Here is an 11,878-nt window from a genome sequence, read left to right as displayed (position 1 = left end):
CGGCTGGCTTGCCGGTTCGGCTGTTTTGGCCGGCCGACCACCGGCCGCCCCGGGGCTCCCCGGCCCGGGCGGCTCGCCGCCCGGGCCGCCCGGATGGCCCAGCAAAAGCTGCAGCATGGTCGCCAGTTCGGGGAGCGGTGGAGGCTGGACTGAGCCGGGCGCTTCTGCCGCCCGGCTACTGGCAGCCCCCGCACTGCCTGTATTGGCCGCCCGGTTTATGCCTGCCGCATGCATCCCGGCACCGGGCCCGACCGGGTTGTTCTCCGCAGCAAGAGCAGGGGAAGTATTTCTCGCCTGCCCGGCCAGCGCAGCGCCCACTGCCGGCATGGGCACTCCTTCCCGGGCGGCCAGGATGCCCACCAGGGCGGTCAGGTTGAGCATACCCAAAAGGGCACTGATCTGACTTACCGGCGTGCGGCTTTTTTCAGCATAATCAAGCAGTTCGCGCAGCAGCTTCTCCATGGCTACATATTCGAGGTGCAGACCAGAGAAACATCATCCACTACCACCTGGCAGCCATTGCCCTGCTCGGGCCGGAAGACGATCCAGACCATGGCGTAAGAGGTGTCCGCGGGCGCCGCCCCCACGTCGAAGCAGAACTGGTTGAAGCCGTCCCCCACCTGGCTGGAAGTCCAGTTGTGGGAAAGGTTGGCCAGCAGGTGGCCTTCTTCATTGTAGAACATCACATGGCCGGACAGGGTGAAATTGCAGGTTGCTCCCATCATGGGATAATGGCGGCGGGCCATGAAGCACATCCGGTAAGAAGCGCCGGCCACAATGCCCCGGTGCACAGTCTGGAACAAAGCCGCCTGTTTGTTCGGCTCCACCCCCATGATAGCCGCCCGGGAGCCGCCGCTGACATTCATAATGGCCGGCTCCACATTGATGCCGTTCCAGACCACCGGCATGTTGCCCACCCACTGCTCCAGGCCGGGATCGCGCACCAGGTTGCCCTTGGGGCACTTGACGGGCGGCGGGCAGAGGTGCACATATACCTGGCGGTTTTCCACAATCTTTACCCTCAGGATGATAATGCCAGTCTGCTGCAAGCGGCTGGGCCGCACCAGATCCCAGGTCACATCCACCCGGGCCTTGCGGAAGTCAATGGTCACTTCGTCCTTGTCAATGACCGGCTCGGGAGTATCCAGCTCAATCATCTTGGTAAAGGGGATGTCTTCCCCGAAGTGGCGCACGTCATCATTGTTATTCACATAGTAGATCTGCTTGTGCAGAGTGCCGTGTACCAGCACCTTCTTGACAAAGGCCTTGCCGGCATGGTGCTCCTCCCAGTAGTGCGGCCACTTCTTGCTGATGCTGACCTGCCAGTCGGACTCTCCTTCGTGCACAAAAACCGGGTCGGCCTCCAGGTCCATCACCCGTACATCAATGTGGTCGATCTTCTTGGCCAGCTCGGGCATGGTGGTGGTGGAATCCACCAGCACCTGGGCTTCGGTTTCGGCCAGCACCACCGGCACCTTGATTTTCATGCACTTCATGATCATGTGGTCCATGGGCATGTGGTATTCCATCGGCATTCCTAAAACCTCCCATCAGGCAGAGTATTTAGTTTTTGTCCGCAAAAGCGCGGAAAAAGGTCTTGCCGCACCATCAGCCTTTGGCCGGAGGACAGGGCACCTTTACCGTCATGCCGGGCTGCAGGTTGTTGGGGTTGACACCGGGGTTGGCGGCCACGAGCGCCTGTGTGCTCACACCATATTTCTTGCCAATGCTGTAGAAGGTATCACCCTGCTGAACCGTATAATTGATCGTAGTGCCCGGCGGACAGTCAATCTCCGCCCCTTCCTCATAGCAGGTCAGCACCCTGGTCTCCAGCGTCTCGCTCACCCGCACTGGCACTTTGAGCACGGCATCCACCGTAATCTTGCCGTCTTTGGCTACCCGGGCCGTAATATACTCCACCTGCGGGCGCACATCGGCTTTCATCCCCGGCTCGGCCCCAGGCACATCCACAAAGGTGCGGAAGGGGATCTGGCGGTGCACCACATGCACCGACTGATCGGGCTTCATGCCCACATAGAGCACCTGGATCTTAACAGTACCCGATACCACCACTTTATCCGGCAGCACTTTGGGCTGGTCGGTCTTGATATCGGACACGGTGGTTTCCAGGATCTTTTCCACATCGGGCTTTTCCGGCGGCGGGAAAAAGCTGTCGGAAATCACCACCTGGGTGGTTCCCTCGCCAACCAGCCGGTCAGTTTTGAAATCAACGAACACCGGCCGGAAAGAACACCCGGAGACACCGGTGATTACATTAACCTTCTTCATCTCCACCGCGGTCACGGTCACTTTGAGCACCATATCGGCCTGCAGGCGCTCCGGGTCGCCGGTAACCGGGGAGACATCCACGCTCTCCACCCGCACATCCACCCGCACGTCCATCCCCTGCATAGCCCCGGGCACTTCCACAAAGTCGCTGAATTTGAAGGTGGTGTGCAGACTGTGCACCGACTGGTCGGGTTTGAAGGCCACATAGAGCACCTGCAAAGTAGCCTGGCCGTCGAAGATCACCTTGTTCTTGAGCACCCGGGTAGCGGTAATGGTCACATCCACATCGCTGTCCAGAATTTTTTCCACAGCGGGCTTTTGCTGCGGCACGTCGAACTTCTGGCTGATCAGCACCTGGCGGGTATTGCTGCCCACCACATTCTCCAGGCTGATTTCTTCAGTCTCGCAGCGGCAACCCGAGGGGCACCGGGTGGCCACCTCCACATCCTGCATATCGCTCACTCTGGCACACACTTCCAGCACTGCCGCCAGATCAAAAGAGCGGGGGTCGCTGGCGGTGGGCGTCAGGCTCACATCTTCCACACTTACCGTAGCTTCCACGTCCATACCGGGCATAGCGCCGGGCAGGTCCACAAAGGTGGTGAAATCCTGCTGCAGGTGCATGCTGTGCACCGACTGGTCGGGCGCTTTAGCCACATAAACCACCTGCACGGTCAGCGTACCATCCACCACCGCCTTGTTGGGCAAAAGCTTGATATTCTTCACTTTGGCCGTTTTATCCGTGGAAAGGATTTGTTCCACGTCGGGCTTGGGATCGGGGACCATGACCGTGCCGCGCACCACCGTCTGCCGGCATTCTTCGGCCACCACCATCTTCACCCGCAATTTCTCGCAGGCATTCACGGACTTTTCCTCCCTTCGACTGCTTCTTTTATACAGGTCTTTTAGCGGACAAAACTTCGCTGTAGTAATAGTATATGAATCCATAAAAGCGCTTGTGCCGCCTTACAGGCACACACCAATATTTATGCTGGCGTCTGGACAAAAATACCTGTAAAAAGAAAAACCCCGGCACTCGCCCGGCTAAACGGGAAGTGCGGGGAAGACACCGGTTGTTTTGAAAGTGAATATTCTCTTAACCCAACAATCAACCAATGAACATCTGCACGAAGATCTTGCCGTAAATGCTGCCCGGCAGGATGCCGATACCCACTTCCGTAAAGCTGGCATTCAAAATGTTGGCGCGGTGGCCGGGCGAATTCATCAGGTTGGTGTGCGCCGTGTTCACATCGGGCGCTCCGGCCAGGTTTTCCCCGGCGGTGCGGTAGGTAATGCCGAACTGCTTCATCATATCAAAGGGACTGCCATAAGTGGGAGAGGTATGGCTGAAGTAATTGTGGTCAATCATATCTTTGGCCTTCAGCCGGGCTACTTTGGTCAGCTCCAGGTTGACTTTCAGGGGAGCCAGGCCCTGGGCTGCCCGTTCGGCATTGACCAGGTCCACCATCTTCTGCTCGTCCGCTGTCAGGCCGGCCACAGGAGTGCTGCTGCCGCTGTCCGGAGCAGGCCCGGTTGGTGTGGTGCTACCCCCGGGAGTGGTACCACTCTGGCTGCCACCACTGCTACCGGGCTGACTGCCACTGCCGCTCTGCCCGCCGGTGGAAGGCGTGGTGCCGGGGCAGCTGCCGCTGCTACTGCCGGGCTGGCAGGATTGCACATAAACTTCCACCAGATAGGTGTAGTACCCTTTGGTGGCCACACCCACACCCAGCCGGTCGTATTTTTTGTCCAGCATCACCCTGCGGTTGCTGCTGGAATTCTGCAGGACCTGCTGCGCCCGGTCCAGAGAACTGGAGCGCACCAGACACTGGGCCGCACTGGTATAGGAAATATTAAACTTTTTGAGCATGTTGCTAAAGCTACCGTATGTAGGCGAGGTCTGCCCGAAATAATTGCTTTGCACCATATCCTGCGCTTTGGCCTGGGCCAGCTGGCACAGGGCGCTGTCCAGCTGCACCGCCGGCACCCCGGCACTCTGCCGCAACTGGTTCACCTGCGCGGCCACCCGGGCAGCATCATCACCGGCCAGCGCTGCCCCGGTCAGGCCAAACAACAACACCACCGCCAGAAGGGTCACCCACACTGCGCGAAACTTTCTGCTCACACTCACTGCTCCTTTCCCAGGATGTCAATTTTGCCCGGCTGCCGCCGGCAACTCACACACTTAATCTGTCGGGCAAGTTGTCGGCTTAAACAAGCACCTACCCCTGCCAGTACCCGGGCTGAGCAGAATATACCAGATATTCAGTCAATCGGGCAAACAGCATCTGCCTCCTTCAGGCCTGTCCACCGGCCAATAGCTCGGCCGACAGGGAATGTATAGGTGTTATATTTATATTTAAACAGACATTCCATGATTTGGCACATTCCGGGCGGACTGGGAGGCGCACCCGCCGCCAACCATCACGGCGAGTGCAGCACCACACCCAGCCCCTCGGTGAAAGCCAGGCAGACCGGCCCCTGGCTGCTTTCATAAAAACAGGTGAGGATAAAAATTCCCTGCCGGCAAGAGCGCACCAGGCGGCGCAGCATGAGCTCATCCAGCAGGCAGTGCGTAACCAACTCCTGCGGCCCACTTTTGATCACCAGCCTATAATAGCCGCTGTCCGCCTGGCGGACAAAAAGCAGCCGGCTGGCTCGCTCCTCGCCGCTTCCCACCCGGGCCAGTTTACGCATATAATACTGCACCGCTTGGCGGGCCTGCCGCCGGGACAAAAAGCAGGGTCCGACAGCCAGAATGTTTTCGCCCAGCAGAACCAGGGCGGCCTGCCGGGCCGGCAAAAGCTGCGCCCTCACAATAACCTGATCTCCAATCTGGTCAGTACATTATTTATTTGATTGAAAATGGTATGGCTGTCCGACCCGGCAAATAACAGTCCCACCGCCTGCTTATCCTCATTGAGCACCAGAGAACCGCTATCGCCGCCCCGCGATTTGAGATCGCCGACTACCTGCTCGGTAAACCAGGCCACATCTTTTTCCCCCATCTGCACTTTCAAAGTCACCCCGACGGCGGCCACCGAACCCTGGGTCAGCCCGCTGGTCCGGCCGCTCTTGAGCACCTTCTGCCCTGCCGCCACACTGGCCGTGCCCTGCACCTGCCCCACTTCCAGAATATTGTCGTCAATCAAATCGGGCGACAGGGGACGGGCCAGCGCCGCGTCGATGACATTCTGGCCGCGGGACAGACGAATGAATTTCATCCGGTAATGGGGCCGCACCGCTCGCAGCAGCAGGTTGCCGCCCCGGGCCACCCCGGCAGCCACCGGGCACTGGCTTTCCTCGGCTTCCCGCAGCAGCGGCACAAAGCGCACCAGGGTAGCAATGCGGTCGGCCGCGGTGCCGCCGTCATAGGGCCCGGGCTGCAGGATGGGATCGCCAATCATAGCCCGGCCGTCAAAGCCGCTGGTGGCGTTGGCCAGAATATGGTTATTGCTTAAAATCAGCCGCTCGCCGCTGCGCCCGTCCTTAACCACCGCCCCGAAGGTGCCGGCCGTGATCCGGTAATGCCCGATGCTCATGCCCGGCCGGGCCGGCCGGCTTTTCTCGGTGCGCTGATCCAAAAGGCGCACCGTTCCGATTTCGATTACATCGGTTTCCACACCATCCAGCTGGCGCGGCACCAGCTGACCGCGCCCCAGACCCCGCGGACTGACTTTTTTCTCCACAAAAACAATAATGGCTTCTTTACCGGTGCGCTGGCCCCCGGTATGCTTGTAACCCACCCCCACCCCCACTACATGGGGACGGCTGAAGAGCTGCTGCTGAAACTTGTGCAGTACATGCCGCAGATCATCCATAGCCATAATCCTTACGCCTCCAGTTCCCGGTTAGTGTTGTGATCGGCAAATGACCAAACCGCCCGCCACCCCGCTTACCGACCTTTTCCTGATTAATAGGGCGACCTGGGCAGGCCCAGACGATATTTCCCCCGGGTTTCCAGCCCACCAATACCGTCAAAGCCGGTAATGGTGCTGGCAATCACATCCTTAAGCGCAATGGGGTCGTAAATGGACGTGAACGCCACTTTTTCCACGACGAACACCGGATCATAAGCATGAATGAGCACCCGTTTGGGTGAACTGGCAAAGTTGGCCCCCGCAGCCAGGATGGCTTCGTAATGCGACTGGCAGGCCCCGGCAAAAATGACCAGGTCGTCGCGGCTCTTTTCATACCGGCGCGCTTCCTGTACCGCAGCTACAAAATGGCGGGAATTGTGATAGCTGTTCAAGTCACTGTAATTGCTGGTACTTTTGATCAGACCGTCATGGCCGGTGACCACCAGAATGTCGGGCCGGTGCGTCACCAGCAGGTTGTAAATCTCCTCCGCCTGCTTCTCCTCGGCAATGTGGTACCCGTAACAGGTGAGGTGGAGCTGTTTGTAAGCCGTCAGACACATATCCAGGTAGTCCTTGTCTCCGTCCACATGCAGTACCGTGCCCGGCAGGTCGAAACTCTCCACCTCTTCCCCGTTCTTCACCGCCCTTAATAGGCAGCCCTGTTTTTCCGCCTGGCGGCGTAAAAAGACGTGCCGCATTTTATCATGGGTGGTGCGCATCACTTTCAGCCAGTACTGGTTTACCGCCACCGGGTCAATTTTGCACAAATCATCCAGGCGGGAAGTTGCTTCCAGTCGCAGGTCCAGTCCTTTCAGCCGGGCGTAGGCTTGCCCATCTTCCGCTGCATAGACCGCCATGACTTTGAAATATATGTCGCACCCGTAGGACTTGCGCCCCACAATATCGCCTTCCTTGATCACCACTTAACCGCCCCCTTTTGCGTCAGGTGGGAAAGGTATCCACCCTGCGGCTGCAAAACAACTTTTTTACATCTTATGGAGACCAAAGGGCAGTGGTGCAGGTGGGTGGCAAATATAGTTGCACACCCCGCCGGAGAAACAGGGATTATTCCATGTTATACCAGACAACTTCCCCCTGGCGGAGGCATAAGTATAATAGAGCTCCATTGACAACTTTGTCGTAATCATATAGATGCCGCCAACTTATGTTTTTAAATGACACATAAAAGTGCCCGGCTTTTGGCAGGAAAATACCTGTCGGCCGCGAATAGTACTTAACACTACCATTCCGTTACCATATATTGTTAAATATATCCGGGATAACCTGGAGCGGGCAACCTGCTGAGGAGGTGGGCAAGGCGTGTTCAAAAAACCGGAGCATAAAAAATTCCTGCTGGTCGGACTGCTGCTGGTGGCCCTTCTGGCCACGGGCTTCGCCTGGCAGAGAAAAACCGTCACCCTGACGGTGGACGGCCAGTGCAGAAAAGTGGCCACCTTTGCCTCGACAGTGGGAGGACTGCTGAAAGAGCAGGGCATCATTGTGCAGCCGCACGATAAGGTCAAACCCGCCAGAGGCCAGCACCTGGCCGAGGGACTGCTGGTGGTGGTTCAGCACGCCCACCGCGTCACCCTGACCGTGGGCCCGGAAAAACCCCGCTCCCTGGTCACCGCGGCACCAAATGTGCAGCAGCTCCTGCAGGAGCAGGGCATTTCCATTGGAGCAAAGGATCTGGTGCGCCCCTCCCCGGATACCCAGCTGCTGGATGGCCTTAAAATCCAGGTGATCCGGGTTACCGAAAAAGAGGAAAAACAAGCGGTCAGCCTGCCCTACACCACCCGGGAAGTACCCAGCACCGAAATGGCCCGCGGCCTGACCGCCACCCTGCAGCGGGGGCAAAACGGCCTGGCCGAACGCACCTGGCGGGTGGTTTACCATAACGGGCGGGAAGTGGAAAGGCAGCTGGTGGGCACCCGGGTGCTGCGCCAGCCCCGGCCAGCAGTGGTACGGGTGGGCACCGCCCAGAGCATTTCCCGGGGCGGCCAGGACATCCGCTTTAAATACGCGGTAGAAATGGTGGCCACCGCCTACAGCTACACCGGTTACCGCACGGCCAGCGGTCACAGCCCCCGCTACGGCGTGGTGGCAGTGGATCCCCGGGTGATCCCCCTGGGCACCCGGCTCTATGTGGAGGGTTACGGCTTTGCCACCGCCCTGGACAAAGGCGGCGCCATCAAAGGCAAGCGCATTGACCTGTTTGTGGAATCGCACCGCCAAGCCAGCCGCTGGGGCGTGCGCCGGGTGAAGGTGTATGTGCTGTAAAACCTCTGGCCGATTACATCTCCCCATAAACGATAAAGCAGGCCCTGCAGTAATTAAAAGGCCTGCTTTTTTGCGTAAAATTTAACTTGATTTGCGCTAGAAGAAATCCCCCCGCACGGGATATAATGTAAACAGGGGGGAAAACCGTGACCGACTTGACCGCCCCGTCGCGGGTGCAGGCGCTGATGCTCAAATACGGTTTAAAAGCCCGCAAGAGCCTGGGGCAGAACTTTCTCATCGACCAGAACATCATCCAGAAAATCGTGGACGCCGCCGGGCTCACACCCGCCGACACGGCGGTGGAAATCGGGCCCGGGCTGGGCGTTTTGACCGCCCGGCTGGCCGAAAAAGCCGGCCGGGTGATCGCCGTGGAAATAGACCAGCACCTCATCCCCGTGCTTAAGGAAACCCTGGCCGGCACCGGCAATGTGCAGCTGGTGCACGGGGACGCCCTGCGCACCGACTTTGCCGCTTTGACCGGCGGTGCACCCTTTACCGTGGTGGCCAACCTGCCCTATTACATCACCACGCCGCTGATCTTCCACCTGCTGGAAAGTGGCTGCCCGGTGCGCCGCCTGGTGCTCATGGTGCAGGACGAAGTGGCCGACCGGCTGGCCGCCCCGCCGGGCGGCAAGCAGTACGGCGCGCTTGCGGTGATGGTGCAGTACTACACCCGGGTGGAATACCTGTTCAAAGTGCCGCGCACCGTGTTCATTCCCCGCCCGGGGGTGGACTCGGCCGTGGTGCGGCTGGAAAAAAGAGCGCAGCCCGCCGTGCCGGTGCCCGACGAAGCGCTTTTCCGGCGGCTGGTGCGGGGTGCCTTCGCCCAGCGGCGCAAAACCCTGGCCAACTCCCTGGCCAGCGCCCTGCCCTTGTTCAGCCGGGAAGAGTGGCAGGACCGGCTGCGCTCCCTGGGCCTGCCGGAAAATGTGCGGGGAGAAGCGCTGAGCATGGAGCAGTTTGCCGCCCTGGCCGCGGCGGCGGCCGTGCCGCCGCCGACACCTGCCCCCTGATCCGGAGCGGTCCCGCTTAAGACCAGCCGGAGGAACCATTTTACCCGAAGCCGGGCAAGGCCCGGAACGGCAAAGCACCCGGGAAACGCCGCCATGGTTAAACAGCCAGATTAGCACTGATGCCGCCCAAAGGCCAGATAAGGAGGCGCGCGACCGTGTATTTCACCAGTCCCAGCCGGGGACGACTGACTTTTGAAGAAATGATGCAGGACATCACCCGCTTCATCCAGGGGGTACCCACGTCTTCCTACCGGCTGATCATCGGTTCGGACTCCCAGGTCAAGCAGGACACCTGCTTCATCACGGCCGTGGTCATCCACCGCACCGGCAAGGGCGCCCGCTACTTCTACCGCAAAAAGTACCAGCGCAAGATCAAGAGCCTGCGCCAGAAAATCTTCTACGAAACCGCCTTAAGCCTGGAAGTGGGCAACATGATCACCCAGTACTTAAGCCAGATGGGCCTGGACGACCTGCCGGTGGAAATCCATATCGACGTGGGCAAACACGGCGAAACCCGCGACCTGATCAAAGAAGTGGTAGGCATGGTCACGGGCAGCGGCTTTATGGCCCGCATCAAGCCCGACGCCTACGCCGCCTCCAGTGTGGCCGACAAACACACCAAATAACCAGCCGGCCCCCACCGGGCCGGCTGCAAAACTGTAAAAGTTAGAACTCTACCCCCTTTTGGGCCGGCACACCCCGGGCAAAGGGGTGTTTTACTTCCTGGATCTCGCTCACCAGATCCGCCCTTTCCACCACCGCCGGGCGGGCATAGCGCCCTGTGAGCACCAGATGCAGGGCGGGCGGCTTTTCTGCCAGCAGCTCCAGCAGCTCCTGCTCCTGGATGAGGCCAAAATGCACCGCATAGTTGATCTCATCCAGCACCAGCATATCCCAGCGCCCCGAGAGCATCTCCCGCCGCACCTCATCCAGCGCCGCCCGGGCCGCCGCCCGGTGCTGCTCCATTTGCTCGGGCGCAGCGTGGCGCACAAACCCCAGTCCCAGGGGGCGTATTTCAATCCCCAGTGCCCCCAGCGCCTCCAGCTCACCATAACTCTGCCCGCCCTTGATGAACTGCACCACCAGCACGCGCAGGCCCTGCCCGCGCGCCCGCACGGCCATACCCAGCGCCGCCGTGGTCTTGCCCTTGCCGTTGCCTGTAAAAACCATTATCAGTCCCTGCGCCATAATGCGCACCCTCTCCTGTTCGGCATATCGCGGAGCGAAAGATCTCCCCTTCCCCAGCCCCCGGCAATTCCCGGCGGCTTACAAGCGTTCCGCCATTTTTTCCAGCCGGCTGCTGCTGGCGGCCAGTTCCTGCATGGTGGCCGATATTTGCTCGGTGGCCGCCGCCTGTCCGGAACCAATTTCCGCCAGTTCCTGCACACTGCGGGCCATGGCCTGGATGTCGCTTTTCATGGTCAAAAGGATCTCTTTGACTTCATGCACCGAAGAAGCACTGCGCTGGGACATTTTGCGGATCTCCTCGGCCACTACGGAAAAGCCCCGCCCGTGCTCTCCGGCCCGGGCCGCTTCAATGGCTGCATTCAGCCCCAGCAAATTGGTGCTGCTGGCAATCTCATTAATAAACCCCAGCACATCATCGGTGCGCCCCAGCTGCTGCAGCACTTTCTCACTGACCTGCTTGAGCTGATCCTGCCGCCCCACCAGCTGTTCGGCCGCCGAAGCCAGCTCCTGGGCCGCCGCGGTCACCTGCTGGGCCGCCTGGCTCAACCCCCGGGCCATTTCCAGCATTTCTTCCTGGCTCTGCAAACTCACGGCCACGCCCAGACCGCCCACAATCTGCCCCTGTCCGTCCACAATGGGCACAGCGCTGGCCTTAAAGGGAACACCATAGGCCTCTTTGGGCACCAGCTGGCTGGCAAAGGGACGCCGCCCGTTAACCACCTCGTAAAGAATATCCTGGGGAGGAATGGGCTGCCCCACAATGTTGCCCAGGTTGAGATCCCGGGCCGGCAGGTAGGCAATAAACCTTTCCCGGTCGGTCACCCCCACCATGCAGTCGGCAAAGAAAAGTTTTTGCAGCAGCGGCGCCAGATGCACCACGGCCGCCAGCAGGGTCTCTTTGCTCAGGCCGTCCTCTTTTGCCGCCCCGCTCGCCCGGGCCTCGCCAGCGCCCTCTCCGGCCGGAGCCGCCATCTTCTCCTGAGCAGCAGTCATCTCGGGCAAAGGCAACTCTCCCAGCGACGGTTTTCTCAAGATACTGGCCAGCATAGCATTAAACCTCCCGGCAACAAGTATTATTTTTCCGTCTTTATGCGGCAATTTCGAACCAGTGGAAACACGGCAACTTTTACTGTCCGCCAGTCCCGCCACCGAATTGCCGCAAATGCTATGGCGATATGGCGATTCAGATTATCTTTATCCTGGATCCGTGATACCATCTCACCAATAACCATTTTCAGGCATAATCTG

The 11,878-nt window shown here is 59.6% G+C and carries 11 protein-coding genes and 1 pseudogene; 3 read left to right on the top strand and 9 right to left on the bottom strand.

Going from position 1 to position 11,878, the window contains the following annotated elements:
• The 7 genes and pseudogenes from ACUVTU_RS12415 to yabG all read right to left on the bottom strand — a co-directional run.
• Positions 1–462, bottom strand: a pseudogene (locus ACUVTU_RS12415) (hypothetical protein); the annotation flags it as partial.
• Positions 463–464: 2 nt separating this feature from the next.
• Entirely contained in the window at positions 465–1,535 is a 1,071-nt protein-coding gene (locus ACUVTU_RS12410) for a DUF3794 domain-containing protein (RefSeq protein ID WP_445890277.1), read from the bottom strand.
• Between the two features lie 73 nt (positions 1,536–1,608).
• Positions 1,609–3,153: a DUF3794 and LysM peptidoglycan-binding domain-containing protein gene (locus tag ACUVTU_RS12405; RefSeq protein WP_445890276.1), complete on the bottom strand. Its 1,545-nt coding sequence runs from the start codon at positions 3,151–3,153 to the stop codon at positions 1,609–1,611.
• A gap of 244 nt (positions 3,154–3,397) precedes the next feature.
• The gene (locus tag ACUVTU_RS12400; protein ID WP_445890275.1) at positions 3,398–4,414 is read right to left on the bottom strand and encodes a CAP domain-containing protein; all 1,017 of its coding nucleotides are present in this window, start codon (positions 4,412–4,414) and stop codon (positions 3,398–3,400) included.
• 299 nt (positions 4,415–4,713) lie between these two features.
• Positions 4,714–5,106 (bottom strand): hypothetical protein, encoded by a 393-nt coding sequence (locus tag ACUVTU_RS12395; protein WP_445890274.1) that lies wholly within the window; start codon positions 5,104–5,106, stop codon positions 4,714–4,716.
• Positions 5,103–6,116, bottom strand: coding sequence for a hypothetical protein (locus ACUVTU_RS12390; RefSeq protein WP_445890273.1), 1,014 nt, complete (start codon positions 6,114–6,116; stop codon positions 5,103–5,105). Before ACUVTU_RS12390 ends, ACUVTU_RS12395 begins: the two co-directional genes overlap by 4 nt.
• A gap of 86 nt (positions 6,117–6,202) precedes the next feature.
• The gene (gene yabG / locus ACUVTU_RS12385) at positions 6,203–7,072 is read right to left on the bottom strand and encodes a sporulation peptidase YabG (protein ID WP_445890272.1); all 870 of its coding nucleotides are present in this window, start codon (positions 7,070–7,072) and stop codon (positions 6,203–6,205) included.
• Between the two features lie 397 nt (positions 7,073–7,469).
• Between yabG and ACUVTU_RS12380 the strand changes: the two genes are divergently transcribed.
• From ACUVTU_RS12380 to ACUVTU_RS12370, 3 genes are all read left to right on the top strand, one after another.
• A complete protein-coding gene (locus ACUVTU_RS12380) occupies positions 7,470–8,429 on the top strand; it encodes a ubiquitin-like domain-containing protein (protein WP_445890271.1) in 960 nt (319 codons plus the stop codon).
• 146 nt (positions 8,430–8,575) lie between these two features.
• Positions 8,576–9,442 carry a 16S rRNA (adenine(1518)-N(6)/adenine(1519)-N(6))-dimethyltransferase RsmA gene (gene rsmA, locus ACUVTU_RS12375; RefSeq protein ID WP_445890270.1) on the top strand — a complete coding sequence of 289 codons (867 nt, stop codon included), beginning with the start codon at positions 8,576–8,578 and terminating at the stop codon, positions 9,440–9,442.
• Positions 9,443–9,597: 155 nt separating this feature from the next.
• Positions 9,598–10,068, top strand: coding sequence for a ribonuclease H-like YkuK family protein (locus ACUVTU_RS12370; protein ID WP_445890269.1), 471 nt, complete (start codon positions 9,598–9,600; stop codon positions 10,066–10,068).
• Between the two features lie 40 nt (positions 10,069–10,108).
• Here the strand turns inward: ACUVTU_RS12370 and cobO are convergent, their stop codons facing one another.
• Positions 10,109–10,630 (bottom strand): cob(I)yrinic acid a,c-diamide adenosyltransferase, encoded by a 522-nt coding sequence (gene cobO, locus ACUVTU_RS12365; protein WP_445890268.1) that lies wholly within the window; start codon positions 10,628–10,630, stop codon positions 10,109–10,111.
• A 78-nt stretch (positions 10,631–10,708) separates the two neighbouring features.
• On the bottom strand, positions 10,709–11,677 hold the full coding sequence (locus ACUVTU_RS12360) for a methyl-accepting chemotaxis protein (protein ID WP_445890267.1): 969 nt from the start codon (positions 11,675–11,677) through the stop codon (positions 10,709–10,711).
• Between the last annotated feature and the right edge of the window lie 201 nt (positions 11,678–11,878).

It is taken from the genome of Desulfurispora sp. (assembly GCF_052744395.1).
The sequence above is the reverse complement of the archived record's forward strand: the minus strand, read 5'-3'. Positions and strand labels throughout refer to the sequence as shown.